The sequence below is a fragment of the Streptomyces nigrescens genome (genome assembly GCF_027626975.1).
GTDB lineage: Bacteria > Actinomycetota > Actinomycetes > Streptomycetales > Streptomycetaceae > Streptomyces > Streptomyces nigrescens.
The window spans coordinates 5075437-5101873 of the sequence record NZ_CP114203.1 but is presented as its reverse complement, the minus strand read 5'-3'; the positions used below and the strand labels follow the sequence as shown (position 1 = coordinate 5101873).

Annotated in this window: 23 protein-coding genes; 8 read left to right on the top strand and 15 right to left on the bottom strand. The window is 73.1% G+C overall.

The window, feature by feature from the left end:
- The first annotated feature begins 214 nt into the window (after window positions 1-214).
- From STRNI_RS22805 to STRNI_RS22790, 4 genes are all read left to right on the top strand, one after another.
- On the top strand, window positions 215-892 hold the full coding sequence (locus STRNI_RS22805) for a DJ-1/PfpI family protein (protein ID WP_277411925.1): 678 nt from the start codon (window positions 215-217) through the stop codon (window positions 890-892).
- Window positions 889-1416 carry a MarR family winged helix-turn-helix transcriptional regulator gene (locus tag STRNI_RS22800; RefSeq protein ID WP_159487609.1) on the top strand — a complete coding sequence of 176 codons (528 nt, stop codon included), beginning with the start codon at window positions 889-891 and terminating at the stop codon, window positions 1414-1416. Before STRNI_RS22805 ends, STRNI_RS22800 begins: the two co-directional genes overlap by 4 nt.
- Window positions 1417-1556: 140 nt before the next feature.
- Window positions 1557-3281, top strand: coding sequence for a serine/threonine-protein kinase (locus STRNI_RS22795; RefSeq protein ID WP_159487607.1), 1725 nt, complete (start codon window positions 1557-1559; stop codon window positions 3279-3281).
- 217 nt (window positions 3282-3498) lie between these two features.
- On the top strand, window positions 3499-5307 hold the full coding sequence (locus STRNI_RS22790; protein ID WP_093648137.1) for a serine/threonine-protein kinase: 1809 nt from the start codon (window positions 3499-3501) through the stop codon (window positions 5305-5307).
- Window positions 5308-5365: 58 nt separating this feature from the next.
- Here the strand turns inward: STRNI_RS22790 and STRNI_RS22785 are convergent, their stop codons facing one another.
- Window positions 5366-6652: an adenylosuccinate synthase gene (locus STRNI_RS22785; protein WP_026170160.1), complete on the bottom strand. Its 1287-nt coding sequence runs from the start codon at window positions 6650-6652 to the stop codon at window positions 5366-5368.
- 236 nt (window positions 6653-6888) lie between these two features.
- On the opposite strand from STRNI_RS22785, the gene STRNI_RS22780 reads away from it, so the two are divergent.
- The gene (locus STRNI_RS22780; RefSeq protein ID WP_159487605.1) at window positions 6889-7842 is read left to right on the top strand and encodes a diacylglycerol kinase family protein; all 954 of its coding nucleotides are present in this window, start codon (window positions 6889-6891) and stop codon (window positions 7840-7842) included.
- A 24-nt stretch (window positions 7843-7866) separates the two neighbouring features.
- Here STRNI_RS22780 and STRNI_RS22775 read toward each other — a convergent pair whose 3' ends face one another.
- Entirely contained in the window at window positions 7867-8424 is a 558-nt protein-coding gene (locus STRNI_RS22775; RefSeq protein WP_159487603.1) for a GbsR/MarR family transcriptional regulator, read from the bottom strand.
- A gap of 94 nt (window positions 8425-8518) precedes the next feature.
- On the opposite strand from STRNI_RS22775, the gene STRNI_RS22770 reads away from it, so the two are divergent.
- The 3 genes from STRNI_RS22770 (at window position 8519) to STRNI_RS22760 (ending at window position 11847) form a co-directional block, all read left to right on the top strand.
- The gene (locus tag STRNI_RS22770; RefSeq protein ID WP_018092626.1) at window positions 8519-9466 is read left to right on the top strand and encodes an ABC transporter ATP-binding protein; all 948 of its coding nucleotides are present in this window, start codon (window positions 8519-8521) and stop codon (window positions 9464-9466) included.
- The gene (locus tag STRNI_RS22765; RefSeq protein ID WP_159487601.1) at window positions 9463-11103 is read left to right on the top strand and encodes an ABC transporter permease; all 1641 of its coding nucleotides are present in this window, start codon (window positions 9463-9465) and stop codon (window positions 11101-11103) included. Before STRNI_RS22770 ends, STRNI_RS22765 begins: the two co-directional genes overlap by 4 nt.
- 279 nt (window positions 11104-11382) lie before the next feature.
- The gene (locus STRNI_RS22760; RefSeq protein WP_018092624.1) at window positions 11383-11847 is read left to right on the top strand and encodes a BP74-related protein; all 465 of its coding nucleotides are present in this window, start codon (window positions 11383-11385) and stop codon (window positions 11845-11847) included.
- A 68-nt stretch (window positions 11848-11915) separates the two neighbouring features.
- On the opposite strand, the gene STRNI_RS22755 is transcribed toward STRNI_RS22760, so the two are convergent.
- The 13 genes from STRNI_RS22755 to STRNI_RS22695 form a co-directional block, all read right to left on the bottom strand.
- Window positions 11916-12572 (bottom strand): response regulator, encoded by a 657-nt coding sequence (locus STRNI_RS22755; RefSeq protein WP_018092623.1) that lies wholly within the window; start codon window positions 12570-12572, stop codon window positions 11916-11918.
- Complete coding sequence (locus STRNI_RS22750) at window positions 12569-13930, bottom strand: sensor histidine kinase (RefSeq protein ID WP_026170159.1); 1362 nt, start codon at window positions 13928-13930, stop codon at window positions 12569-12571. The genes STRNI_RS22755 and STRNI_RS22750 overlap by 4 nt, the downstream gene beginning before the upstream one ends.
- Before the next feature lie 82 nt (window positions 13931-14012).
- Window positions 14013-14786, bottom strand: a complete 774-nt coding sequence (locus STRNI_RS22745; RefSeq protein ID WP_277411924.1) for an alpha/beta hydrolase family protein — start codon at window positions 14784-14786, stop codon at window positions 14013-14015.
- Entirely contained in the window at window positions 14783-16129 is a 1347-nt protein-coding gene (gene kynU, locus STRNI_RS22740) for a kynureninase (protein ID WP_174876373.1), read from the bottom strand. Before kynU ends, STRNI_RS22745 begins: the two co-directional genes overlap by 4 nt.
- Window positions 16122-17030, bottom strand: coding sequence for a tryptophan 2,3-dioxygenase family protein (locus STRNI_RS22735; protein WP_277411923.1), 909 nt, complete (start codon window positions 17028-17030; stop codon window positions 16122-16124). Before STRNI_RS22735 ends, kynU begins: the two co-directional genes overlap by 8 nt.
- 221 nt (window positions 17031-17251) lie before the next feature.
- Window positions 17252-17665: a DUF3151 domain-containing protein gene (locus STRNI_RS22730; RefSeq protein ID WP_018092618.1), complete on the bottom strand. Its 414-nt coding sequence runs from the start codon at window positions 17663-17665 to the stop codon at window positions 17252-17254.
- 270 nt (window positions 17666-17935) lie between these two features.
- Window positions 17936-19465 carry an MFS transporter gene (locus STRNI_RS22725; RefSeq protein ID WP_277411922.1) on the bottom strand — a complete coding sequence of 510 codons (1530 nt, stop codon included), beginning with the start codon at window positions 19463-19465 and terminating at the stop codon, window positions 17936-17938.
- A gap of 124 nt (window positions 19466-19589) precedes the next feature.
- The gene (gene fbaA / locus STRNI_RS22720; protein WP_018092412.1) at window positions 19590-20612 is read right to left on the bottom strand and encodes a class II fructose-bisphosphate aldolase; all 1023 of its coding nucleotides are present in this window, start codon (window positions 20610-20612) and stop codon (window positions 19590-19592) included.
- A gap of 219 nt (window positions 20613-20831) precedes the next feature.
- Window positions 20832-21374, bottom strand: coding sequence for an orotate phosphoribosyltransferase (gene pyrE, locus STRNI_RS22715; RefSeq protein ID WP_018092411.1), 543 nt, complete (start codon window positions 21372-21374; stop codon window positions 20832-20834).
- A gap of 22 nt (window positions 21375-21396) precedes the next feature.
- On the bottom strand, window positions 21397-22242 hold the full coding sequence (locus tag STRNI_RS22710; RefSeq protein WP_159487599.1) for an aldose epimerase family protein: 846 nt from the start codon (window positions 22240-22242) through the stop codon (window positions 21397-21399).
- 78 nt (window positions 22243-22320) lie between these two features.
- Entirely contained in the window at window positions 22321-23238 is a 918-nt protein-coding gene (locus STRNI_RS22705) for an SRPBCC domain-containing protein (RefSeq protein ID WP_274736764.1), read from the bottom strand.
- Window positions 23239-23412: 174 nt separating this feature from the next.
- Window positions 23413-25134 (bottom strand): polyamine aminopropyltransferase, encoded by a 1722-nt coding sequence (locus STRNI_RS22700; RefSeq protein ID WP_159487597.1) that lies wholly within the window; start codon window positions 25132-25134, stop codon window positions 23413-23415.
- A gap of 254 nt (window positions 25135-25388) precedes the next feature.
- Window positions 25389-25910, bottom strand: coding sequence for a DUF2617 family protein (locus tag STRNI_RS22695; RefSeq protein ID WP_159487596.1), 522 nt, complete (start codon window positions 25908-25910; stop codon window positions 25389-25391).
- Window positions 25911-26437 lie beyond the last annotated feature (527 nt).

Genomic DNA, 26437 nt, shown 5'->3' with positions numbered 1-26437 from the left:
TGTGTGTGACTCCACGCACGGCGTACGGACACTCTGTCCGGCTGTCCGGAATCGAGGGCTTCGGGCGGGGTCGCCGTGCGCCGCGCGACCGGCCCTGTTGTGGCGGGGCTTCGCGGGTGTGATGCATTGACAGCATGTTGTCGATACGACAGGATGCTGTCATCGAGACACAGGGAACGGCGGACCCGGATCCGCTGCCGGCCAAGGAGCTCTCATGACCTCGCGCACCGTGCACCTCGCCGCCTACGACACGCTTGCCGACTGGGAGTACGGCCACGCCATCAGCCATCTCCGCAGCGGCAGTTACTTCCGCCCGGCGCGGGGCGCCTACGACGTGGCCACCGTCGCGGCCACCACCGGCCGGCCGGTGACGACCATGGGCGGGCAGCGGATCGTGCCCGAGCTCGCGCTCGACGCCCTGCGGCCCGAGGACAGTGCGCTGCTGATCCTCCCGGGCGCCGAACTGTGGGACACCGGCGAGGAGTTGGTGCCGTTCGCTGCCAAGGCCCGGGAGTTCCTGGCCGCCGGGGTGCCGGTCGCGGCGATCTGCGGCGCGACCGCGGGGCTGGCCCGGGAAGGCCTGCTGGACGACCGTCCGCACACCAGCGGCGCCGCCCCGTACCTCGCCGCGCAGCCCGGCTACCGGGGCGGCGGCCACTACCGCGAGGACGACGCGGTGCGCGCCCGCGGTCTGATCACGGCGGGTCCGACCGCGCCGGTGGCCTTCGCCCGGGAGATCTTCGCCGAACTCGACGTCATGGAGCCGCGGATTCTGGACGCCTGGTTCCGCCTGTTCGCGCACTCCGACGCCGAGGCCTTTCCCGTGCTGATGACGGCGGGGGACGGGGCGGACGGGCCTGCCGGGGCCGAGTCCGAGGGCGGGGCCGTATGAGTGCGTCCCGGGGCGACGCGCCCCGGGCCCCCGAGCCGGCGACGCCCGAAGCCCCTCAGGCCCCGGAGCTCCTCAGCCGTACCGCACTCGCCGTCTTCCGGCTCAACGGGCAGTTCCTCGGCGTCGCGGACGGCCTCGCCCGTCCGGCCGGGCTGACCGCCGCCTGGTGGCAGGTGCTGGGCGCCGTGCTGTCCGAGCCGCTGTCCGTTGCCGGTATCGCCCGGGCGATGGGCATCACCCGCCAGAGCGTGCAGCGCATCGCGGACCTCCTTGTTGCCCGCGGCCTCGCCGAATACCGGCCGAATCCGGCGCACCGGCGGGCCAAACTCCTCGCCCCGACCGAGGAGGGCCGGGCCGCCGTCGCCCGTATCACCCCCGGCCATGCGGAGTTCGCCGCCCGGCTGCGCGCACAGCTCGGCGGGCCGGAGGGGTTCCACCGGGTCACGACGGCGCTGGAGGAGCTGTCGGCGGCGCTGGACGAGTTGCCCGGTCCGCCACGGACCCCGCCGGCCGCGGAGTACTAAGGGGCGGACGGGCCTGCCGGTGCGCGGCGGACGCTCGATATCCTCACCGCGGACGAGAGACCGCGGGCAGACCCCGGGTGCGGAGGCGCCGGCGTCCACTCGCTCACTGGGCGGCTTCGGGGGAAAGGGCGACGGGAATCGTGGAACAGCCGATACGTGCTGGGCAGCAGGGACGGCCGGGGCGCGCGGAACGGGCCGGATGGCTGCGGCCGCTGGACGCACAGGACCCGGCGCGGATCGGGGACTACCGCCTGCTCGGGCGGCTCGGCCAGGGCGGTATGGGACGGGTGTTCCTGGCGCGTTCGGACCGCGGCCGTACGGTCGCGGTCAAGCTGGTGCACTCGGAGCTGGCCGGCGAGGAGGAGTTCCGGGCCCGCTTCCGGCGGGAGGTACGGGCCGCGCAGCAGGTCGGCGGGGAGTGGACGGCGCCCGTACTGGACGCGGACACCGAGGCCGGGACCCCCTGGGTCGCCACGGGCTATATCGCGGGCCCCTCCCTGCAGCGGGTCGTCGGCGGCGGCACTCCGCTGCCCGAGCGGAGCGTACGGATCCTGGCCGCCGGGCTGGCCCGTGCGCTGGGCGCGATCCATGCCGCCGGGATCATCCACCGCGACCTCAAGCCGTCCAATGTGCTGCTCACCATCGACGGTCCGCGCGTCATCGACTTCGGGATCGCGCGGGCGCTGGAGGCGGTCACCGGCAACGGGGTGACGCGTACCGGCGCTTCGGTCGGCTCACCGGGCTTCATGTCACCGGAGCAGGTGCGCGGCGAGCCGCTGACCCCGGCCTGCGATGTCTTCTCCCTCGGGTCCGTACTGGCCTTCGCGGCGACCGGACGGCAGCCGTTCGGCACGGACAACAGCATCGCGCACGCGCTGATGTTCCGCATCGCCCAGGAGGAGCCCGATCTCTCCGCACTGCCCGACGGGCTGCGCGAGCTGGTCGCGGGATGCCTGGCCAAGGACCCGGAACAGCGGCCCACGCCCGAGGAGTTGGTGGCGCAGGCGGAGCGCGGGACCGGCGACCGGCCGGGCACGGACGACGAGCCGTGGCTGCCGGGGGCGCTGGTCGCCCGGCTGGGGCGGCACGCCGTGGAGCTGCTGGAGGCGGAGGACCCGCAGGACGGGGAGTACGCGCGGGGCGGTGGCCGGGCCGGCGCACCGTCCGCGGCCCCGTCGCCCGCCCCGGAGGGGCCCGGCGCGGTGCATGCGCTGCCCACCGCCGTTTCGCACACGCCCGCACCGGGCCGCATCCCGGCGACGCCGCCGCCGCGTCCCGGCGCGGCACATCCGGCGCCGGATGCGCCCCATGCCGCCCACGGGCACCACGGCCCCGCTGCCCCGGCACCCGCCCCGGCCCCGCGCCGTCGTCGTGGTGCCGGTGTGGCCCGGTTCGCCGCGGTCGCGCTGGTGCTGGCCGGGGCCGGTGCGGCCACCGTGTACGCCGTGCTCGGCGGTGACGGCGGCGGTGTACGGGCGGAGGACACGAAGGACGGCCGGGCGTCGGCGCAGTCCGCCGCGAACGGGGGCATTCCCACGGACTATCTCGGCACGTGGGAGACGACACTCGACGGATCCGGCGTCAACGCCCGGCGCCTCACGCTCACCCAGGGCGAGACCGGTGACACCGTGCTGACGATGACGGCGACCGGAGCGTCCTACCGCTGCGCGTTCGCCGCCACCCTGATCAGCGCGGGTCCCCCGGTCCGCCTCGGCCCGTCCACGGTGGTCTCCGGAACGGACGGCTGCGAGCCCGGCGAGTCGAGCACCCTGGAGATGGTGGGCGGAAAGCTGCGCCGCGTCTCGGACGACGGGAAGGCGCTGTCGTACCGCAAGAGCGGGGTGACGGCTGACAAGAAGGGGTGAAGGGCGCCCGGGTGACGCAGCGTCCGGCGACGGCCCGGCGCGGGCAGTTCGGCCGTTCCTCCTGGTCACGCGTCCGTCATTCCCCCGTCACCCCTCGATCGTTCTCCCGTCGTGACGCTCTGTCGGCCATAGCGCGATCCCGGGCGGCCTAGGCTCGGGAGACGCCTGCTGCCGCCACGCGCCTCAGGCACGGAACGACACGGGGGAGGGTGCCCGGATGGACGGCCTGCGGGGGCTGACGGCCGACGATCCGCAGTGGATCGGGGACTACCGGCTGCTCAGCCGTCTCGGCAGCGGCGGCATGGGGCGGGTCTACCTCGCCCGTTCCGAGGGCGGCAGGACCGTCGCGGTGAAGCTGGTGAAGGCCGAACTCGCCGCCGAGGAGGAGTTCCGGGACCGCTTCCGCGCCGAGGTCGCGGCCGCGCGGCGGGTCGGCGGGCGCTGGACCGCGCCGGTGCTGGACGCCGACACCGAGGCCGCGGTCCCCTGGGTCGCCACCGGCTATATCGCGGGCCCCACACTGAGCGAGGTCGTCGGGTCGTACAGCCGTGCCGGCAGCTACGGCCCGCTGCCGGAGGATTCGCTGCGGCGGCTGGCGTACGGACTCTCCTGCGCGCTGCGCGACATCCACGGCGTCGGTCTGGTGCACCGCGATCTCAAACCGTCCAATGTGCTGCTCACCATCGACGGGCCGCGGGTCATCGACTTCGGGATCGCGCGGGCCCTGGACGCGGTCGGGGAGCAGACCCAGACCCGGGCGGGCACGGTGCTCGGCTCACCCAGTTTCATGTCGCCCGAGCAGGTCACGGGGCAGCGCGTCGCCCCGGCCAGCGATGTCTTCTGTGTGGGCTCGGTGCTGGCGTACGCGGCGACCGGGCGGCAGCCGTTCGGCAATCCCGCTTCGGGTGTCCATGCGGTGATGTTCAAGATCGCGCAGGAGGAGCCGGACGTGGCCGCGGTGCCGGACGGGATCCGCGCGCTGATCCTGGACTGCTTGGCCAAGGACCCGGCGGCGCGGCCCACCCCCGAGGAGCTCGCCGAGCGTCTCGGGCCGGTCCCCGGCGGCCCGTCGGCCCCGCCCTGGCTGCCGGCCGAGCTGATCGCCCGCCTGGGGCAGCACGCCGTGCTCCTCCTGGACACCGACACCCCGCCCGGCGGCCAGCCGCCGACGGTGCTGACCACCAAAACCCTGCCGAGTCCGGCACCGCCCCCGCCCACCCCGGCGGAGCGACGCCGCCGCCGTCGCTGGCTCCCCCTCGCCGCCACCGCCGTCGTCGCGGCCGCCACGGCCGCCGCCGCGGTCCCGCTGCTGAGCGGCGGGGCGGACGCCGACGACAGCGCGTCCGACATCCCGGCCCGCTATGTCGGCACCTGGTCGGGCCCGGTGCTGCGGGACGGGACGCCGACCGGGCAGCAGCGGCGGTTCGTGATCACCCACGGCACGGTCGGCGAGGTGGTCGCGAACAGCACCAGCCTCGGGGCGACCTACGAATGCCGCAGCGACGGCAAGCTGGTGTCCGTCACCCGGCACGACGGGCACCCGGCGCTGCGCCTGGACACCAAGGTCGTCCGGTCCGTCCCGGCCGGCCGCTGCTCCGCGCTGGGCGAGCACACCCTGGAGGAGGGCGGCGCCGGCACCCTGACCTGGGCCGCGGCCGGACGCACCGCGACCCTGCACCGCGTCGCCCCGGCCGACGCCACCGTCCCGGCCGGCTTCGTCGGCACCTGGCGGCGGCCGAACGACGACGGCTACGGCAGCCAGCAGCTGACCGTCGAACAGGCCCCGGCGGGCAGCACGGTCCTCAGCACCGTCGTCGTGGGCCGCGCCGGCCGCTGCACGGCGCACGCCGACCTCTACGCGGCGGAGGGCGGCAAGCTGACCGTCGGCCCGTCGGTCGTGGACCGGGCCGCGCCCGGCTGCACACCGAGCAGCACCTCCGTGCTCAGTCTGGCCGCCGACGGCACCTTGCACCGCGAGTTCCTGGGCGACGACAAACAGCCGCGCGGCTACTCCAGGGTGAAGTAGCCGCGCGGCTGTCCGCTGCGCCGTGCCGGGGGACCGCGGAGGTCCCCCGGGGGTGTCCCTAGGACAGGAACGAGTTGATCTCGATCGTCTCGTCGCGGCCGGGGCCGACGCCGATCGCGGAGATCGGGGCGCCGGACATCTCCTCCAGCGCCTTGACGTACGCCTGGGCGTTCTTCGGCAGGTCGGAGAACGACTTCGCCTTGGTGATGTCCTCGGACCAGCCGGGGAGCATCTCGTAGACCGGCTTGGCGTGGTGGAAGTCGGTCTGCGAGTACGGCAGCTCTTCCACGCGCTTGCCGTCGATCTCGTAGGCGACACAGACCGGGATCTGCTCCCAGCCGGTGAGCACGTCGAGCTTGGTGAGGAAGAAGTCGGTCAGGCCGTTGACGCGGGTGGCGTAGCGGGCGATGACCGCGTCGAACCAGCCGCAGCGGCGGTCCCGGCCGGTGGTGACGCCGCGCTCGCCGCCGATGCGGCGCAGCGCCTCGCCGTCCTCGTCGAAGAGCTCGGTCGGGAACGGACCGGCGCCGACGCGCGTCGTATAGGCCTTGAGGATGCCGATGACGCGGCTGATCTTCGTGGGACCGACGCCCGCACCCGTGCAGGCGCCGCCCGCGGTCGGGTTCGAGGACGTGACGAAGGGGTACGTGCCGTGATCGATGTCCAGCAGCGTGCCCTGGCCGCCCTCGAAGAGGACCACCTTGTCGTCGTCGAGCGCCTTGTTGAGGATCAGGGTGGTGTCGGCGACATAGCCCTTGATCTTGTCGGCGTAGCCCAGCAGCTCCTCGACGACCTGGCCGGCCTCGATGGCGCGGCGGTTGTAGAGCTTGGTGAGCAGCTGGTTCTTGACGTCGAGGGCCGCCTCGACCTTCTGCTCCAGGATCGACTCGTCGTAGAGGTCCTGGACGCGGATCCCGACGCGGTTGATCTTGTCGGCGTAGGTCGGGCCGATGCCGCGGCCCGTGGTGCCGATCTTCCGCTTGCCGAGGAACCGTTCCGTCACCTTGTCGACGGTGATGTTGTACGGCGTGATCAGATGCGCGTTACCACTGAGCAGCAGCTTGGACGTGTCGACGCCGCGCTCGTTGAGTCCGCTCAGCTCGGAGAGCAGGACCGCCGGGTCCACGACGACGCCGTTGCCGATGACCGGGGTGCACCCCGGCGAGAGGATTCCGGAAGGGAGAAGGTGCAGTGCGTACTTCTGGTCGCCGACGACGACCGTGTGGCCGGCGTTGTTGCCGCCCTGGTAGCGCACCACATAGTCCACGGATCCACCGAGCAGGTCGGTGGCCTTTCCCTTGCCTTCATCACCCCACTGAGCACCGAGCAGCACAAGTGCGGGCACAGGCGTACACCCCTTCCGGGCGGGGCATGTCCAACGTGCGTGGATGGCGTCGGCGTGCCTGTTCACGCGTACGTCATCACTGAAGCCGTCGGACCGGTGCCCCGGAATAGACGAAGCCCCTGGCGCAATAGCGCAAGGGGCTCTTGCACCGAGATGCTACCTGAGGAAGGACCGAGGTGTCGGCGCAGCCTTCTGGGCACTCTCCCGTGGACTCCGTTCGGGGGTACCCCCTGCTCGTGGTCATCGACCCGGTCGCCCGCAGTACGGACGGCGAGTCCGTGCGGATCGCGAAGGATGTCCTGTGCGCGGGCGCGGGCGCGAAAATCTGTCTTCCGGAGGGGCCGGAGGAATTCGCGCGGATGCTCGCCCGGCGCGGCCACCGCCGCCCGGTGGTGATCGGTGACGACCGGACGCTGCTGCGGGTGGTGGGCCTGCTGCACAAGGAGCGCGAGCTGGCCGCGGTGCCGCTGTCGATGGTCCCGGTCGGCGCCCCGGCCGCCGTCGCGCTGAGCCGCGCGCTGGGCGTCCCCACGGACACGGTGGCCGCCGCGCGGGCCGTCCTCGACGGCGGGGAGCGGCCGATGGATCTGCTCACGGACGACAGCGACGGCATCGTGCTGGGCGGACTGCGCATCCCCTGCGGGAGCGAGGCGACCCGGCTGGGGCACGGGGCGTATGTGCCGGGGACGGCCCCGCCGCCGGCCCCCGTCGGACCGGCCGACGCCCTGGGCGGGCGGGGTGGCCCGGTGGACGGCCTCGACGGGCCCCGGCCGTGGTGGAAGCCGGCCGCGCGGACCGCCCGTACGGCGCTGGCGCTGCTGGCGGCGCCGGCGGCCGGACTGGGCGCACGGCGGGCCCGGGTACCGGGGCAGCGGCTGCGGATCGAGGCGGACGGAGTGCTGCTGGCGGATCTGGACCGGCCGGTGCGCGGGGTTTCGGTGGTGCCCGGCGGACAGACCGGGGCGGACGGGCCGCGCCCGGGGGCCGGTGCCGGTGACGGCCGTGAGCTGGCCGAGGTCGTGGTGCACTGGCCGGGTGGGGCGCGGCCGGTGCGGACCCGGGCGCGGGCGGTGACGGTGTCCGGCGCGGACTTCCACTACCGGGCGGATGCGGTGGTCGGCGGGCCGGTCAGGACCCGTACCTGGACCGTGCAGCCGGCGGCCTGGCGGCTGCAGCTGCCGCGGGGCTGAGCGCCGGACCCCCGCGGACACGCCTCAGCGGTCGGCGCTTTCGAGGTCGGCCCGCAGCTGGTCGCGGTGTTCGCGCCAGCGCTGCAGCAAGCCGGCGAGCTCCTTCTGCAGGAACTCGAAGAAGATCACTGTCTCGGCGATCCGGCGGCCCGCGGGCGAGTCCTCGCCGAGGCTGTCGACGCCCTCGCGCAGAGTGCCCTCCCAGCGGGTGAGGACGTTGTCCCGGCGCGCCAGCGCCTCGTACCACTGGTCGCTGTGCACGCGGTAGCGGTCGCGGCGGGAGCCGGGCTCACGTTCCCGGCTGACCATGTCGACCTGGGAGAGATAGCGGATCGCGCCGGAGACGGCGGCCGGGCTGACCTGGAGGCGCTCGCCGAGTTCGGCGGACGTCAGCACGCCGGAGTCGGAGGCCAGCAGACAGGCGAAGACCCGGGCGGACATCCGCTGCATACCGGCCTCGACCAACTGCGAGGCGAACCGCTCGACGAACCGCGAGACCGCTTCGTCGTCACGCGTGGCGCCGTCGCCGTCCTGGCGGGTGTCGTCCGTCCGGTCCGCACTCTGCTGTGCCTGCTCGCTCATATGCGCATCATCTCCCCTGTTCAGAGCCACCCACCCCAAGTTTATACGGTTTCTTAACTTCACAAATTTGTGAATCTAGCGTAGCTTCAAAATCATGACCAAGGCAATCTCCACCGCCCCCGCGATCCGGGTCGACGGTCTCCACAAGTCCTTCGGCCGCACCCATGCGCTGGACGGCCTCGATCTGCAGGTGGCGGCCGGTGAGGTACACGGCTTCCTCGGGCCCAACGGCGCCGGCAAGTCCACGACGATCCGGGTACTGCTCGGCCTGCTGCGCGCCGACGGCGGCACGGCCCGGCTCCTGGGCAAGGACCCCTGGCAGGACGCCGTCGAGCTGCACCGCCGTATCGCCTATGTCCCCGGCGATGTGACCCTGTGGCGCAACCTCTCCGGCGGCGAGGTCATCGACCTCTACGGCCGGCTGCGCGGAGGACTCGACGCCGCGCGCCGGGCCGAGCTGCTGGAGCGCTTCGAACTCGACCCCACCAAGAAGGGGCGGACGTACTCCAAGGGCAACCGCCAGAAGGTCGCCCTGGTCGCCGCCTTCGCCTCCGACGTCGATCTGCTCATCCTCGACGAGCCGACCTCCGGGCTCGACCCGCTGATGGAGGAGGTCTTCCAGAGCTGCGTCGCCGAGGAGCGCGACCGCGGCCGTACGGTCCTGCTCTCCAGCCATGTGCTGTCCGAGGTCGAGGCGCTCTGCGACCGCGTCAGCATCATCCGCAAGGGACGGACCGTCGAATCCGGCTCACTGGGCGAGCTGCGGCATCTGACCCGCACCTCGGTCATCGCCGAACTCGCCGGGCCGCCCAACGGGCTGGCTTCCCTCCCCGGCGTCCACGGCCTGTCCGCCCAGCCGATCCGGGGGAGCCAGGGCCACCGCGTCCGCCTCCAGGTGGACACCGACAAGCTCGACGCCGTGCTCCACTCGCTCGGCACCTCCGGCGTCCGCAGCCTCACCAGCACCCCGCCCACTCTGGAAGAGCTCTTTCTGCGCCACTACCAGGACGACGCCCGCACCGGAGAGGCGGTCGCGCGATGACCGCCGTGACCGCGGCCCGTCCCGTCCGCGCCGCACGCCCCCGCCATCTGGCGGGCACCGGCACCCTGTTGCGCCTTGCGCTGCGCCGCGACCGGCTGATGATCCCGGCCTGGGTGCTGGCACTGGGCCTGACCGTCGCCGCCATGGGCGCGTCCTTCGAGGCGGTCTACGACACCGCCGCCCAGCGCGCCGGACTGGCCGCCTCGATGAACCACAACGGCTCGATGCGCGCGCTGTACGGACCGGTCTTCAGCGACTCCGTCGGCGGTCTGGTCGCCTGGCGGATGGCCGGCTTCGGCGCCGTCCTCGCCGCGGTGATGAGTCTGCTGATCGTGGTCCGGCACACCCGCGAGGAGGAGGAGACGGGCCGTCAGGAACTGCTCTCCGCCGCGATGGTGGGCCGCCGGGCACCGCTGACCGCGGCCCTGCTGACCGCCCTGATCGCCAACTCCCTGCTCGCGGCGCTGATCGCGGGCGGGACGGCCCTGTCCGGCCGGCCGGCCGCCGGTTCGCTCGCCCTCGGCCTGGCCATCGGCGGCACCGGCACGCTCTTCGCCGGCCTGGCCGCCATCGCCGCCCAACTCACCGAGAGCGCACGGCTGGCCAAGGGGCTGACCGGCGCGGTCCTGGGCCTCGCCTTCGCCCTGCGCGCCGCGGGGGATGCCGCGACGGCCGATGCCACCTCCCCGCTCACCTGGCTCTCCCCGATCGGCTGGTCGGAGAACCTCCGCCCGTACGCCGGTGAACGCTGGTGGATCCTGCTGCTCTTCCTCGCGGCGACCGCCCTGGCCGGCTCCGCCGCCTACGCGCTGACCGCCCGCCGCGACCTCGGCATGAGCTTCCTGCCCGCCCGCCCCGGACCAGCGCTCGCACCGCGCTCCCTGAGCGGTCCCTTCGGCCTGGCCTGGCGGCTCCAGCGCACCACCCTGCTGGGCTGGACGACCGGCTTCCTGTGCGCCGGCGCGGTCTTCGGCGGGATCGCCGAGGGCGCCTCCGACCTGGTCGGCGGCAATCAGCAGACCCGCGAGATCGTCGAGCGGATGGGCGGCCAACAGGGCCTGACCGACGCCTTCCTGGCCACCATGGCCGGACTGCTCGGCATGGTCGCGTCGCTCTACGCGGCCGGTGCGGTGCTCCGGCTGCGCGGCGAGGAGACCGGGGAGCGCGCGGAGCCGGTGCTGGCCGGTGCGGTGGGCCGGCTCCGCTGGGCCGGCAGCCACCTGGTCATCGCGTACGGGGGCACCGCCGTCATCCTGGCCTCCGGCGGCCTGGCCCTGGGCCTGGCCCACGGCCTTTCGGCCGACGACCTCGGCGGCCAACTGGGCCCGGTGCTGGCCGCGGCGCTCTCCCAGGTCCCGGCGGTCTGGACGCTCACCGGTCTGGCGGTCCTCGTCTTCGGGCTGTTCCCGAAGGCCACCCCCGCCGTCTGGGCGCTCGTCGGCGGCTGCCTGGCCATCGGCTGGCTCGGCCCCTCGCTCAAGTTCCCTCCGTGGGCGATGAATCTCTCCCCGTACAGCCATCTCCCCAAGCTCCCCGGCGCGGATGCCACCGCCGCCCCGTTCGTCTGGCTGCTGGCGCTCTCCGCCCTCTTCGCCCTCCTGGGCCTGGTGGGGGTGCGCCGGCGCGACATCGGCTGATCCCCCGGCGGCCCGTCGTCCCACGGCCGGCCGCCCCTGAAGACGTGCGCCGTCGGAGCTGTAGCGGACTCCGGCGGCGCACTTCCGTACGCGTGGTGAGTCGGCGCCTCGCCGTCCACAGGGTGTGGATACAGCACATGACGTGACCAACCGCCAGTCACTGTTCGCCATTTCACCTGGCGGTGTGTTAACTCGCAGTAACTCTGGAGCACTTGGTGACCAACCCGTTACTTTCCGTGTGCACGGTCGTGACCACGACCCGCGGCACCGGAGGGGTTCATGCGACGTATCACCACCAAGATCGGCATTCTCGCGGCGGCGGCACTGCTCGCCGTCACGGCGGCCGGACCGGCCCAGGGGAAGCAGACGAGCGACGCCGCGCAGCCCCACCGGGTCGACTCGGCGGCCTACTTCGTGATGACCGATGTCACCCGCGCGGAATTCGTCATCAAGCTCACCGACCCGCGCAAGATCCAGCACGCCCGGGATCTGCTGAGCGGTGCGACCAGCTCGGAGCCCCATGTCATCGGCCGGATCGACAAGCGCCCCGCCCCGTACAACTGGCGCTGGAGCTTCCATCTCCGCCCGGAGACGATCGACTTCTTCGACTTCGCCATCGAGGTCTGTGACGCCACCACGCCCTATGTCGAAGAGCATCTGGACGAGGCCGGCGGGCCGTTCCTGCCCGGACTGATCTGGTGCCCGTGGAGCTCGAAGCTGCTGCGGGAGGTCCCGCAGCCGTAGACGGCCGTACGCACGGGCCGCCGGCGGTTCCGATCGCCGGCGGCCCTCGCACGTCCCGCCCGGAGCGCTCAGCCCCCCGGCGTCACCAGCCGCGCCTCGTACGCGAACACCGCGGCCTGGGTGCGGTCGCGCAGTCCCAGCTTCACCAGGATGCGGCTGACATGCGTCTTCACCGTGGACTCGGCGACCACGAGATGCTCGGCGATCTCCCCGTTCGACAGGCCCTGGGCGACCAGCACCAGGACCTCGGTCTCGCGCTCGGTGAGGTCGGCGATGCGCTCCTGGGCGGGGGCGCGGGGCGTGCCGAGGCGGGAGAACTCGGAGATCAGGCGCTTGGTGACGGTGGGGGCGAGCAGCGCCTCGCCGGAGGCGACGATGCGGACGCCGTCGGCGAGCTGGCCGGCCGAGGCGTCCTTGAGGAGGAAGCCGCTGGCCCCCGAGCGCAGCGCCTGGTAGACGTACTCGTCCAGATCGAAGGTGGTCAGCACCAGGACCTTGGCACCCTCGTCGGCGGCCACGATCTCGCGGGTCGCCTCCAGGCCGTTCATCTCCGGCATCCGGATGTCCATCAGGACGACATCGGGCTTGAGGACGGCGACCTTGCGCACCGCCTCGCGGCCGTCGACCGCCTCCCCGACGACCTCGATGTCCGGCATGGCGTTGAGCAGGACGGAGAAGCCCTCCCGGACCATCACCTGATCGTCGACGATCAATACCCGGATCATGCGCGTGCTCCCCCAGCCTTCTTCTCGCCCGTTGTGTTCGCCACCGGGATGAACGCCGCGACCTCGAAGCCGCCGTCCTCGGTGTGGTCGGCCGTCATCTCGCCGCCCAGCATTTGTACCCGCTCCCGCATGCCCAGCACTCCGTGCCCCGCGCCCGGGGACGGCTTGGCCAGCCGGCTGGGCGCCCCGTTGACGATCCGCACGCCCAGCCCGCCCAGCACATAGGAGATCTCCACCCGGGCGTCGGCGCCCGGCGAGTGCCGCAGCGCGTTGCTCAGCCCCTCCTGCACGATCCGGTACGCGGACAGCTCGACGCCCTGCGGCAGCGGCCGGGGCGAACCGGTGATCACGGCCTCGACGGTCAGCCCGGCACCGCGGACGCTGTCGAGCAGCGAGTCGAGGTGGCCGAGCGTCGGCTGCGGGGCCTCCGGGTCGCTCTCGGCGAAGGCGTCCGGGTCGGCGGAGCGCACCACGCCGAGGATGCGGCGCAACTCGGCGAGCGCGGCGACGGCGTTCTCCCGGATCGTCGCGAAGGACGTGGCGAGCTCGGGCGGGGTGTCCTTGACGCGGTAGGGGGCCGCCTCGGCCTGGATGGCGATGACGGACATGTGGTGGGCCACCACGTCGTGCAGCTCGCGTGCGATCAGGGCCCGCTCCTCCAGGAGCGTCCGCCGGGTGCGCTCCTCCTCGGTGACGGTCTGCGTCTTGACGACCTGTTGGCGCTCCTCGCGCCAGGCACGGACCGCGGCGGCGGAGATCAGGATCACTCCGCAGAAGACCGCCACCGGCGCCGGATCACCCGGGTCCGTGCCGGTCAGTACGGTCAGGACCGCCGCCACGGCAAAGGTGACCAGCCACATCTCCATGGCCAGCCGCGGCCGGGTGCGCAGCACCACGAGGACCATCACCATGACGTGGGTGGCGAAGGCGCCGTTCGAGAAGAGGTTGGCGAACGGGGAGGCCGCCTCGGCGAACGACGCGACGGCGAACGCGGCCAACGACAGCCAGTAGGCGCCCACCGGGCGGAAGAGGGTGAGCATCGGCGGCGCGGCGAGCAGCAGGGAGAAGCCGGCGGCCACCATGCCGTGCAGCGGGCCGGGGCCGGAGCTGGCCAGGTCCACCAGGAGGACGAAAGCCGAGAAGAAGCCGACGGTCACATGCGGCAGCCAGCGCGCCCAGCGTCGCAGCCGCTCGGGCAGCCACGGCACCCACCGGGAGATCTTGGCATCTTCCAGCGGGGGCAGCGGGCGGAAGGCGAAGGCGTCGACGAACAGGTCCTGGCGCAGCCGGTGCAGCACGCCATGGGCTATCCGTGCCTCCGAGTGCAAAGAGTCCTGCTTCTGGGTCGTCTCGTTCACGCTGACAACGGTAAGCAACGGCGGCCCCCCGGGCGTCCCCACCAGTGGGGATCTGCGGGGATCCGCCTCAAGTACTACATGGTCAGCTCAGGCAACCGACAAGTGTGTGACAGCTGGGGCTGCCGGGGGTGACGGGGGCGTAGTGGCCGACGCCGGGCAGCTCACGCAGGTCCGTGGTGCCGGGGTTCCGCGCCGCGTAGCGGCGGGAGAGCTCCACCGGGACGTCCGGGTCGTCGGTGCCGTGCAGGATCGTGACCGGGACGCCGGCCGGCGGATGGCGCGCCGGGTCGGCCGCGGCGAGGCGTTCCGGCAGACCGGGCCCGGCGCCGAGCAGCTCGGCGACCGCACCGTCGCTCAGACCCAGCTCATGGGCCCGGGCGAGATCGGCGACCGGTGAGACCGCGAGGACGCGGGTCACCGGGGTGCCGGGGCGGGCGGCGGCGAGCAGCGCGAGATGGCCGCCCGCCGAGTGCCCGACGAGGACCACGGCGGGGTCCGCCACGGTCCGCGCCAGCTCCGCGTGGGCGGCGCCGATGGCCGCCGTGACGTCCTCGAAGGTCTGAGGCGCCCCGCCGCCCGCGCCGACCCTGCGGTACTCGGCCAGCGCGACCGGCATCCCCTGCCCGGCCAGTTCGGCGGCGAGCGGCGAGAGATGGCGCCGGTCGTAGGCCGCGCGCCAGAACCCGCCGTGCAGCAGGACGACCAGCGGCCCGCGGACCGCCGCCCGTCCGCCGTCGCCCGCCCGCGGCGCGTAGACGTCGACGAGCTGGTCCGGATGCGGCCCGTACGCCACCGTCCGGTCCGGCGCCACCGGGGCGAGCCCCAGCAGCGCCGGCTCCTCGTCCGCCACACTCACCCGGCGGCCCCGGACGCCCCCGACTCCACCTCGGGCAGCGCCCCCAGCACCTCACCGAGCACCCGCGCCGCCCGCTCCGCGTCCGCGAAGGAGGTGTAGAGCGGGGTGAAGCCGAAGCGCAGCACATCGGGGTACCGGAAGTCGCCGACCACCCCGCGCCGGATCAGCTCGTCCATCACCTCACCGGCGAGCGGGGTGCCGCCCTGCCCGTCCGTGGCGGAGAGCTTGGGGGAACACGCCAGCGACACCTGGCTGCCGCGCCACTGGTGGTCGGACGGCGTGAGGGAGCGCACGCTGCCCGGCGGCACATAGGCCGCCACGCACTCCAGGAAGAAGTCGGTCAGGGCGAGGCTCTTGGTGCGGACCTCCTCGATGGACACCCCGTCCCAGGCCTCCAGCGCCGCCTCCAGGGCGAGCAGCGACAGGATGTCGGGGGTGCCGACCCGGCCGCGCAGAATGCCGTCGGCCGGGGCGTAGGTGGGATCCATCGCGAACGGATCGGCGTGTGAGTTCCAGCCCGGCAGCGGCGATTCGAACCGCTCCTGGAGGCTCTCGCGGATGTAGAGGTACGCGGGCGAACCCGGGCCGCCGTTGAGGTACTTGTACGTACAGCCGACAGCGAGGTCGACATGGTGGGCGTCGAGGCCGACCGGCAGCGCGCCGGCGCTGTGGCACAGGTCCCAGACGGCGAGTGCGCCCGCGGAGTGCAGCGCATGGGTGATGCCGGGCAGGTCGTTGAGCCGGCCGGTGCGGTAGTCGACATGGTTGACCAGCGCCAGCGCGGTCCGCTCGGTGACCTCGTCGGCGATCCGCGCGGGCTCGACCGGCCGCACCGCGAGACCGGTCATCCGGGCCACGGAGCGGGCGATATAGCCGTCGGTCGGGAAGGTCGTGGCATCGACGAGGATCTCCGTGCAGCCCTTGCCGGCCATACGGACGCCGCCGATCAGCGCCTTGAAGAGGTTGACGCTGGTCGAGTCGCCGACCACCACCCGGCCCGGTCCCGCCCCGATCAGCGGGGCGATCTTGTCGCCGATCCGCTCGGGCGCGGTCCACCAGCCGGATTCGTTCCAGGACCGGATGCGCAGCTGCCCCCACTCGCGGGTGATGACATCGGCTATCCGGTCGGCCACCCCGCGGGGCAGCGCGCCCAGCGAGTTGCCGTCGAGATAGACATCGGCGTCGCCGGACGCGTGATCGGGCGCGGGGTCGAGGACGAAGCGGTCGCGGACCGCGGCGAGCGGATCGGCGGCGTCCAACTCGGCGGCGCGCACGGCCTGTTCACGGGCCCCGGCGGGCTCGGTGCGGCCGGTGGCCTCGGGGAACTCGGGGGTCTCAGACATGGCTTCGCGCCGTCCACAGCTCGGGGAAGACATTCTTGCGTGCCCGCTTCTCCAGCCAGGCCACGCCCGCGGAACCACCGGTACCCATTTTTGCTCCCATCGCCCGCCAGGTCGCGACCAGATGGTCGTTGCGCCAGCGGCGGATCAGTTCGCCGATGTCGGTCAGCATCTCGCCGAGCCGGACCAGCTCGGAGTCCTGCGAACCGGCGTAGATCTCGGCCCAGACGGCCTCGACGGCCGGGTCCGGTTCGTAACGCTGCGCCGGGTCCCGCTGCAGCACGGCCTCGGGGACCGCCCAGCCGCGCCGGGCGAGCATCCGCAGCACCTCGTCCCACAGGCTGGGCTCCTGGAGGGCCTTCTCCAGCTCGGCGTGCTCCCGCGGCGCACCACGGTGCGGCACCAGCATGGACGCGGACTTCTCGCCGAGCAGGAACTCCATCCGCCGGTACATCGCCGACTGGAAACCGGAGCCTTCGCCGAGCGCGCTGCGGTAGGCGTTGAACTGCGCCGGGGTCAGCCGGGCGAGCGGCTTCCAGGCGGCGTTCAGCGCCTCCAGCTCGTAGGTGGAGCGGCGCAGCGCCTCCATGACCACCGGCAGGTCGTCGCGGCGCAGTGCCTCGGCGGCGGTGCGCCACTCATGGACGATGACCGTGAACCACAGCTCCATGACCTGGGTGGTGACCAGGAAGACCATCTCGCCGGGGTCCTCGGAGAGCGGGTGCTGCAGATGAGTGAGGACGCCCGCCTGAACATAATCCTCGTACGGGGTCGTGCTGCTGCTGCCGATGCTCAGATCCGGGGCGAAGGGCGGGTCGGACTCGGCGGCGCCGGCCGATACCGGGCACCCGGCGGGCGCGGTCGATCCGCGGTCCGGGGGATCAGTGGGAGACGGCTGCGACATGAGGGACTCCTCAGGTGCGAACTACCGGGTAGCGGTCCGCCCCTTCCTTGTCGGCTCGGGAGCCCCGGTCCCCTCGGGCACGGGATGGCCCGGCCCACTGAAATCATCGGTGCTGGGCAGCGACCGCGCAAGGGCCGACCGCGATCGCGGCCGGCCCGTTGACCTGGGAGCTCCTTGGCAGCAGCGCCGGCGGCCCCGCTACGGGGACCGGCGGCGGCCCGTCAGGAGAGGGTGTCGGCCGCGGTCGGCGAGGAGTCCCGCAGGAAGGTCGAGCAGCGCTCGTACTCGTCCTGCTCGCCGATCGACTGGGCGGCGCGGGCGAGGGCGTGCAGCGCCCGGAGGAAGCCGCGGTTGGGCTCGTGCTCGAACGGCACCGGGCCGTGGCCCTTCCAGCCGGCCCGGCGCAGCGCGTCCAGGCCGCGGTGGTAGCCGGTGCGGGCGTAGGCGTACGACTCGACGACCCGGCCCCCCTCGAACGCGTCGTCCGCAAGCTGCGCCCAGGCCAGGGACGAGGTCGGGTACTTCGCGGCGACATCGGACGGTGCCGTGCCCGCGGCGAGCAGCTCGCGGGGCTCGGGATCGTCGGGCAGATGGGTCGGGGGCGGTCCCCCGAGAAGGTTTTCGTGAATGGGCATGGTTCCAGTTTGCCAGTGCGCTGCGGGGTGGCCCCTCACCACGTTTTTGGCTGTCCCGCCGTGGGGGTTTCTCGCCGTTTGTTGCCCGCTGCGCGGTGCCCTCGCCGTTGCGCCTGCGGCGGGCCGGGGCCGCTGCGCGGGGCTGTCGGGGTGCGGTGACGGGCCTCCGGGGCAGGGTGTCCGGACTGCTTCGCTTTACGTCCGGACACCCTGCCCCTCCGGCCCGTCCCCTCCCGTGGGTGGGAGTTCTGGAGGTGGTGGGGGCTTGCGTCAGCCCTCGTGTGGGGCGTTGTCTTTTCGTGTTTCGCCCGGGTCCAGTGGGGGTGCGGTCACCCCGCAGTGGAAGGTCGTTTTCGCGTGGCAGGGCTCCTCGGCGCCCGGTTCGGGGCGTAGGGCGTCGGTGCGTACGGTCAGCCAGGCGATCAGTGCGCCGGCCACCAGGACGCCGGCACACAGCGGCATGGCGCGCAGGAAGGCCGCGCCGAAGGCGTCCGCCGAGCGGTAGGCCTCCGGGCCGAAGCCCGCGAGCAGGGGCAGCGCCGCCACCGCCATCAGGCCCGCGGCCCGCGCCGCCGCATTGTTGATGCCGCTGGCCAGGCCCGCCCGGTCCACGTCCACCGACGCCAGCACGGTCGCGGTGAGCGGCGCGACCAGCGTCACCATCCCCGCGCCCATCACCACCAGCGCGGGCAGCACATCGGCGAAGTAGGACGCGCCCTGGCCCACCCGCATCATCAGCAGCAGCCCCGCGGCACACAGCAGCGGTCCGACGGTGAGCGGGATGCGCGGGCCGATGCGCTGGCCCAGCTCTCCGGAGCGGGCGGAGAGCAGCAGCATCAGCACGGTGGTGGGCAGCAGCGCGGTACCGGCCTGCAGGGCCGAGTACCCCACCACGACCTGGAGCTGGAGCACGGACAGGAAGAAGAATCCGCTGAAGGCGGCGTAGACGCAGACCGTCACCGCGTTGATGGCGGAGAACTGGCGGATACGGAAGATGGCGGGCGGCAGCATCGGATCGGTTCGTCGCCGTTCGACCTGCACGAAGAGCACACCGAGCAGCACCCCGGCCACCGCGGGGACGAGCACCCCGGGGCCGGTGCCGCCGTCCGGCGCGGCGATCAGCGCATAGGTCACCCCGGCCAGTGCCAGCGCCCCCAGTACCGCGCCCCGTACGTCGAAGCCGCGGTGCGCGCGGGCCCCGCGCTCCCGGGTCTCCGGTACGTGCCGCAGCGCGACCGGGACGCACACCGCCGCCAGCGGCACGTTCAGGAAGAACACCCAGCGCCAGCCGGCGCCGTCCACCAGCCAGCCGCCGATGAACGGGCCCACCGCCGCGGCCACCCCGCCGAGCCCCGACCAGGCGCCGACCCCGCGTGCCCGGTCGTCGGGGTGGAGGACGGCCTGGATCAGCGCCAGCGAACCGGGCGTGAGCAGCGCCCCGCCGACGCCCTGCAGCGCACGGGCCGCGATCAGCACCCCGGCATGCGGTGCGAGCCCGCACAGCAGCGAGGCCGCGGCGAACCACACCACGCCGATCACGAACACCTGGCGCCGGCCGAAGCGGTCGCCGAGCGCACCGCCCAGCAGGATCAGCGAGGAGAGGGTGAGCAGGTAGGCCGTGACGGTCCACTGGAGGACCGCCAGATCCGCGTTGAGGTCCTCGCCGATCCGGGGCAGGGCGACATTGACGACCGTGCCGTCGAGCAGCGCCATCCCGGACCCCAGCACGGCCGTCAGCAGCACCCACCGGCCCTGTGCCGAGGCCAGCCGGACCGCGCCGGGCGCACTCGGTTCGCTCATACCGCGAGCATGCCCGCCCTCGCGCCCGCTCGCCCGCCCTGCGGCCGGCCGGGCGCACGAAGGCTCCGCATCCCGGACGGATGCGGAGCCCTGGTGCGCGGCGGCCGGCGGTGCGGCCCGCCGGTTACTTGATCTTGGTGCCGGTGGAGCGCAGGTTGGCGCAGGCCTCGGTGACCCGCTTGGCCATACCGGCCTCGGCCAGCTTGCCCCAGCTGCGCGGGTCGTAGGTCTTCTTGTTGCCGACCTCGCCGTCGACCTTCAGCACACCGTCGTAGTTGCGGAACATGTGGTCCGCGACCGGGCGGGTGAAGGCGTACTGGGTGTCGGTGTCCAGGTTCATCTTGACCACGCCGTTCTCCAGCGCGGTGGCGATCTCCTGCTCGGTGGAGCCGGAGCCGCCGTGGAAGACGAAGTCGAACGGGGCGGCCTTGCCGTACTTGGCGCCCACGCCCTCCTGGAGGTCCTTCAGCAGCTCGGGACGGAGCACGACATTGCCCGGCTTGTAGACGCCGTGGACATTGCCGAAGGAGGCGGCGAGCAGGTAGCGGCCCTTCTCGCCCAGGCCCAGCGCCTCGGCGGTGCGCAGCGCGTCATCGACCGTGGTGTAGAGCTCGTCGTTGATCTCGTGGGTGACGCCGTCCTCCTCGCCACCGGTCGGGGTGATCTCGACCTCAAGGATGATCTTGGCGGCGGCGGCCTTGGCGAGCAGCTCCTGGCCGATGGCCAGGTTGTCGGCCAGGGTCTCGGCCGAACCGTCCCACATGTGGGACTGGAACAGCGGGTTCTGGCCCTTGGCGACGCGCTCCGCGGAGATGTCCAGCAGCGGACGGACGTAGCCGTCCAGCTTGTCCTTGGGGCAGTGGTCGGTGTGCAGCGCGACGGTGATGTCGTACTTGTCGGCGACCACGTGCGCGAACTCGGCGAGCGCCACCGCGCCGGTCACCATGTCCTTGTTGTACTGGCCGCCCAGGAACTCCGCACCACCGGTGGAGATCTGGATGATGCCGTCGCTCTCGGCCTCGGCGAAGCCACGCAGTGCGGCGTGCAGCGTCTGCGTCGACGTGACGTTGATGGCCGGGTAGGCGAACTTCCCTGCCTTCGCCCGGTCGAGCATCTCGTTGTAGACCTCGGGGGTTGCGATGGGCATCTGTCCGCTCCTTGTGTGTGCGGGTGTGCGTACTGGGCCCTGACCAGGGGGCGAGGACTTCGCCGTGCACATCTTCCCAGACAAGGCCTCCCGCTCCACATTGCCTGTCCGGCCGTCCCACTCCGTGGGCGGCCGGTTTCACGTGAAACCAGCCGCCCCTCGGCAACGCCGCAGGTCAAGCGCGGACTACCCCGATCCGGCGCAACCGTGGCGCCGGCCTCAGCCCAGGCCGAGGTCGCCCAGCTGGTAGCCCGTGATATAGGGCAGCCCGGCCTCGGCGATGGCCGAGGCGGCACCACGGTCGACGATCGTTGCCACCGCAACGACCTCGGCGCCCGCCTCACGCGCCGCCTCGACGGCGGTCAGCGGCGAGCCGCCGGTGGTGGAGGTGTCCTCGACGATCAGGACCCGGCGGCCGGTGATGTCCGGGCCCTCGATACGGCGCTGCATCCCGTGTGCCTTCTGCGCCTTGCGGACGACGAAGGAGTCCAGCCGGCCGCCGCGCGCCGCGGAGGCGTGCAGCATCGAGGTCGCGACCGGGTCGGCACCGAGCGTCAGCCCGCCGACCGCCTCGTAGTCCAGGTCGGCGGTGATGTCCAGCATCAGCTGACCGACCAGCGGCGCGGCCTCGCCGTCCAGGGTGATCCGGCGCAGGTCGATGTAGTAGTCGGCCTCCTTGCCGGAAGAAAGCGTCACCTTGCCGTGCACCACGGCCTTGTCCTTGATCTGCTGCAGCAGCTCGCCGCGCACGTCGTCACTCATACGCACGAGCTTATGCGGTGCCTCACGCGAGGCTCCGCCAGCTCCAGGTCATGGAGATCTCCAGCGGGTCGATCGGGGTGACCAGGCGCGGCAGGGTGTTGAGGCCGTCCGGCGGGCCGGTCTGGGGCTCGAAGCAGACCGCCTCCTCCTGCTCGTCGTAGACCACGGCCCATTCGGCGCGGCTGGTGATCTTCAGCTCCAGGCGGCCCGGCCAGGTGAGTGTGGCCGCCACGCCCTGCGGCATCCCGAAGCAGTCGTCCCAGGGCCCCGGCTTCTGCGGGATCCGGCGGCCGGTCGGGAGGTGGTCCGCGCCCCGCTCCTCCTGCCACTCGGGCGCGAAGTCGAGGTAGACGTCCTCACCGCCCTCCCCCAGGTTCCGCAGGAACCAGGGGTGCCAGCCGGCCTGCCCGGGGAAGGAGTCGGCGGTCGCCTCGACGCCCATGGTGAGGGTGAGCGAGCCGCCGTCTTCGGCGAGTTCGACGAGCTGGGTGACCCGCCCCGGGTACGGCCAGGGCGCCGCCGGGTCTGCGAGGTCGTAGGTGAAGACCCCCTCCGTGGCGCTCGTCCGCACCGTGCGCCAGCTCAGGTCGCGGCCGGTGCCGTGGATGGCGTGCGGCGCGGCGTTGAGCGGCATCCGGTGGAGTTCGCCGCCGTTGCGGAACTGCCCGTGGGCGAGCCGGCCGCACCACGGCACCATCGGGAAACAGCCATACCTGCTGCCCTGCCGCAGCAGCTCCGTACCGCCGACGCGGAGGCTCGCGATCCGGCAGCCGTGGTCCGGCCGGACGGTCAATTCGGTGTCGCCTGCGGCCAGTCGCACGCCCTCCGGCGTCCGCGCCGCGCGCTGCGTGGTGTTGTCGGTGCTCACGGAACCGAGCCTAGCGACGCACCGCGCGCCTCGTGGGACGCCGTACGGAGCGCGGCCGCCACGGGCCGCGAGCCCGGGTCAGCGGCGCCGGCGCAGTACCCGGCCGACGACCACCGCGGACGCCAGCACCACCGCGGCCGCGGGCGCCGCCCAGCGCAGGGTCACGGAGGTGCCGTTCGACTCGGGTGCGGGCACCGGCGCGTACCGGCCGCGCGGCGGGGCGTGATCGACCTCTTCCGCGCTGCGCCCGATCATCGTGCGGCGGGCGTGCGCGGCCTCGGCGGGGGCGAGCCGGTCCGCCTCGTCGCCGTAGCCGTGCTCGGGGTGCACCGAAGGGAACGCGTCCGCGGAATCGCCCGCGTCGGCGTCCTCGCCGGCCTCGGCCGCCGCAACGGGGTCCGCCGTCCCGTCGGGGTCGTCGTCGGCGTCCGGGTCGAGGGACGGGGGCGGCACCTCGGTGTCGAACACTCCGGACCCGGCCGCCTCGTCGGCGTCACCGGCCGGTCCGCCGCCGTCGGCCACCGGCCGCCGCTGCAGATCGCCCGCCAGGTTCTCCGCGAAGCGGTCCAGCAGCCGGCGGCCCACGGTGGCGGCGGACTGATCACTGGCCTCGGCGAGCCTGCCGTCGCGGTGGACCGTGCCGGAGCAGCGCAGCATCGTCCCGGGGCCGGGCTCGGTGGCCGGGGAGAGCCGTACGGCCAGGGTCAGCGCGACCGCCCCGTCGCCCCGCGCCTCGGTGCCCTTGGCCTCGACGGTCACCTCGGCGGCCGCACCGTCGTCACCGGGTCCCTCGTCCGCGGCGGCGCTGACCGTCAGCGTGCCGCGATAGGTGATGGTGGAGCTTCCGATACGCAGACGCAGCCGGCCCTCCGGACAGTGGGGGGCGGCATCGGCGTCGAGCTGGACTCCTGGGACACAGCGCGCCACCCGCTCCGGCTCGGTGAGCGCCTGCCGCACGGTCCCGACGGGAAACGGAACGTACACCTCATGCTCCATGACATGGGAGCCTACCCAGCGCCCGCTGACCCGTGCCCGCCCACGCGGAACTTTCTGACACGGGGCCGGAACCCGCCGCATACCGCTGCCCGCCGCACACCCCGCACCCGCCCGGCCCCGGCCGTTGTCCGGCGTGGCCCGCGCCCGCCGCCACCGCGTCTCCTCTTGCTCTGCTCAGTCCAGATACCGCGGATGCATCAGCGTCGACGCCGGCAGCCCGGCCCGCCGGTCGTGGGTCTCCGCCCGCCGGCCGGCCCGCAGCTCCTCGGCGCTGAGGCCGGTCAGCGGGGGTGCGTCGGGCGCCAGACCGAACGACGGCCGGTGCCGCGCCGCCAGCACGAAGCCCCAGTACCGGTTCCCGGCCGAGGGCGCGGCGGCCGGCACCTCCGCGTCCACCTGCGGGACGGCGCCCGCCGAGCGGTCCGGGCCGCCGGAGAAGGCCGCGGGCCGGCCGGACAGCCGGTACGGAACCGTCGCCAGGCCCACCGACCGGACCGTCGACTCCACCGTCCAGTACAGACGCGAGCGCTCGACCGGCGGCCCGGCGTGCACCACCAGCCGCCCGTCGCGGGCCAGCAACCGCGCCGCGAGGCCGTAGAACTCCTGCGAGTAGAGCTTGGTGCTCGCGGTGATCCCGGGGTCGGGAAGATCGGAGACGATGACGTCGTACGGCGCCGCCCGCCGCCCGGGACCGCCCGTGCCCTGCTGCCGCAGCCACTCGAAGGCGTCGGCGGTCACCACCCGCACCCGGGGGTCGGCGAGCGAGTGCCGGTTGAGGCGCGCGAGACCGGGGTCGGTGCGCGCCAACCGCAGGACGCCGGGGTCGAGTTCGACGACGGTCACCGAGCGGACCGAGCGGTAGCGGAGGATCTCGCGCACCGCGAGGCCGTCGCCGCCGCCGAGCACCAGCACCCGGCCGTGCGGGCCGCCCGCCATCGCCGGGTGCACCAGCGCTTCGTGGTAGCGGAACTCGGTCTCCGCGCTGACCCGGAGCCGGCCGTCGAGATACAGCGCCAGCGGTGCGCCGGAACCTTTCCTCCCCCGCCCCGCACCGGCTCCGGCGCCCGTCCCGCCGGTCATCACCACCTCCTGGACGCCGGTCTGCACCGCGACCCGCGCCGATGAGCCGTACACCGCCTGCCGGGCGGCCCGTTCGAACGGCGTGGCCAGCGCCGCGCCCGAGGCGAGCAGCGCCAGGACCAGCGCGTTGGCGCCGAAGAGCGCCCAGCGGGCGCGGGCACTGAGGTCACGGCGGAACAGCCACAGCACCAGCACGGCGCCGGCCACCACATTGACCGCGCCGGTGAGCAGCGCGCCGGTCAGCTGGCCGAAGCCGGGCAGCAGCAGAAAGGGAAAGGCCAGACCGCCGACCAGCGCCCCGACGTAGTCCGCGGCGAAGAGATCGGCGACCGCGCCGCCCGCGTCCTGCCGGCGCACCCGCTGGATCAGCGTCATCAGCAGCGGCACCTCGGCGCCGATCAGGATGCCGATGGCCAGGGAGAAGCCGACGAGCGCGGAGCGGGACTGGCCGAACCATGCGTAGCAGGCGTAGAGCGCCATCGCGGAGCTGCCGCCGACCAGGGCGAGGCCGGCCTCCACCGCGCCGAAGCCGACCGCCGCCCGGCAGCGCAGCCGCTTGGCGAGCAGCGCGCCGACGCCCATCGCGAAGACCATGACGGACAGCACGACCGATGCCTGGGTGACGGAGTCGCCCACCAAGTACGTGGCCAGGGCGACCAGTTCGAGTTCGTAGACCAGACCGCAGGCGGCGCAGACGAAGACGACGGCGAGGACGAGCAGCCGGCCGGGCCCGGCCGGCACGGGCAGTCGCGCCGGTGTCATGGCTTCCGGCGGGCTGGGAGCGCCGGTGAGAGCGGACTCTGGCGGGTCGATCATAAAGTGAACGCTACGTGACGATTCTGTGGCGCTCCGTCACCCACACGAGTACACCTCGCGGGCTACACCCCTCTATTGGAGCGTTGGCTAAGCGTGGGGCACGAGGGCGCACCGCGCCGCACAGGCCGCACACTCCCCGCCATCCGCGCCCTCCTGAACCCCCACGCCCCCGGCGCACAGCCTCCGCGCCCCTCGCACCACGCACTCCCCACCACCCTGCTGCCGACCGGACCGGTCACTATCGCCCGGCCCCGCTAGACCACCGCGACCCTCGCCCGTACGCCCACCCGGGTACGGGTGGCCACCAGGCGGCCCTCCTGCGGATACGCGTGCCAGGTCCGCCAGCGCACCTGCCCCTGCTGACGCTGTGCCAGCATCGCGGTGAAGGCGTGCGGCGAACCGGGGAACGTACCGGCGAGACCGTGCGGATGCTCCGCCACCAGCGCGAGCAACTCCTGCGCACGGCCGGCGAACGAGCCGCGCGAGAGGGTCTCCACATGGGCGGCGAATTCGTACTCCCAGTCCCCCAGCCGCTTCGCCACCCCGAGCGGCAGCGGTGTGCTGCTGCCCGGCATACAGGCGACCGTTTCGGAGCAGGTGCCGTGCTCCTCCTCGAGAAGCACCTGGTGAGAGGCGCCGAGCAGCCTCAACTGCACCTGGGCGTCCTGGAGTTGGAGATCGAGTACGGCGAGGGCGGGCAGGGGTTCCCTGCCCAGCGCCCAGGCCAGGTCGGAGGCACGGGTATCGGTGTACGCCGTCGTCAAAGAGGTGAGCATGGGTCGGCTCCGCAAGCACGCAGTGGAATGGTGGGCCGGCCCGCCCGAAAAGGATCAGGGATGTACGACTGCCTGCCGGCTCGTGCCCACGTGGGGTCGGAGAACGTGGGGGATTCTCTGGGGAGAGGGAATCATGAAAGCCCCGTCGCCCACAGCGCTTTTACCCATCTTCTCCGGGTTTCCATCCGCTCGGGGGCCTTGCAGTTCAGTTGTTCAACGACCAAGCGCCCAGCGGGTGTTGGCCTTTCGACCACACCCGCCGGGCGCATATGCGACAAGCAACTAGCCATCCGCACATATGGAGTTGGCGCGCAGCACCGTTGGCTCAGCAGCCCGTCGGCTCAGCAGCCGCCGCCACCGCCACCACCGCAGCCGCCGCCTCCGCCACCGCCTCCACCGCCGCAGGAAGAACCGCCACCACAGGAGGAACCGCCGCCGCAGCCGCCGCCCGAACCCCCGTCACTGCCGACCCACCAGCCGCCGCCGGCCGCGCCGGCCGCGCCGGAGCCACGTCCGCGTCCCCCGCC

Bases quoted from the DNA above. Each gene is read 5' to 3' on its own strand.
- fbaA (WP_018092412.1), bottom strand. From the start codon at position 20,612: ATGCCCATCGCAACCCCCGAGGTCTACAACGAGATGCTCGACCGGGCG.
- STRNI_RS22735 (WP_277411923.1), bottom strand. From the start codon at position 17,030: ATGTCGCAGCCGTCTCCCACTGATCCCCCGGACCGCGGATCGACCGCG.
- STRNI_RS22695 (WP_159487596.1), bottom strand. From the start codon at position 25,910: ATGCTCACCTCTTTGACGACGGCGTACACCGATACCCGTGCCTCCGAC.
- STRNI_RS22790 (WP_093648137.1), top strand. From the start codon at position 3,499: ATGGACGGCCTGCGGGGGCTGACGGCCGACGATCCGCAGTGGATCGGG.
- STRNI_RS22700 (WP_159487597.1), bottom strand. From the start codon at position 25,134: ATGATCGACCCGCCAGAGTCCGCTCTCACCGGCGCTCCCAGCCCGCCG.
- STRNI_RS22770 (WP_018092626.1), top strand. From the start codon at position 8,519: ATGACCAAGGCAATCTCCACCGCCCCCGCGATCCGGGTCGACGGTCTC.
- STRNI_RS22705 (WP_274736764.1), bottom strand. From the start codon at position 23,238: ATGGAGCATGAGGTGTACGTTCCGTTTCCCGTCGGGACCGTGCGGCAG.
- STRNI_RS22730 (WP_018092618.1), bottom strand. From the start codon at position 17,665: ATGCCCATTCACGAAAACCTTCTCGGGGGACCGCCCCCGACCCATCTG.
- kynU (WP_174876373.1), bottom strand. From the start codon at position 16,129: ATGTCTGAGACCCCCGAGTTCCCCGAGGCCACCGGCCGCACCGAGCCC.
- STRNI_RS22725 (WP_277411922.1), bottom strand. From the start codon at position 19,465: ATGAGCGAACCGAGTGCGCCCGGCGCGGTCCGGCTGGCCTCGGCACAG.
- STRNI_RS22775 (WP_159487603.1), bottom strand. From the start codon at position 8,424: ATGAGCGAGCAGGCACAGCAGAGTGCGGACCGGACGGACGACACCCGC.
- STRNI_RS22765 (WP_159487601.1), top strand. From the start codon at position 9,463: ATGACCGCCGTGACCGCGGCCCGTCCCGTCCGCGCCGCACGCCCCCGC.
- STRNI_RS22805 (WP_277411925.1), top strand. From the start codon at position 215: ATGACCTCGCGCACCGTGCACCTCGCCGCCTACGACACGCTTGCCGAC.
- STRNI_RS22800 (WP_159487609.1), top strand. From the start codon at position 889: ATGAGTGCGTCCCGGGGCGACGCGCCCCGGGCCCCCGAGCCGGCGACG.
- pyrE (WP_018092411.1), bottom strand. From the start codon at position 21,374: ATGAGTGACGACGTGCGCGGCGAGCTGCTGCAGCAGATCAAGGACAAG.
- STRNI_RS22760 (WP_018092624.1), top strand. From the start codon at position 11,383: ATGCGACGTATCACCACCAAGATCGGCATTCTCGCGGCGGCGGCACTG.
- STRNI_RS22755 (WP_018092623.1), bottom strand. From the start codon at position 12,572: ATGATCCGGGTATTGATCGTCGACGATCAGGTGATGGTCCGGGAGGGC.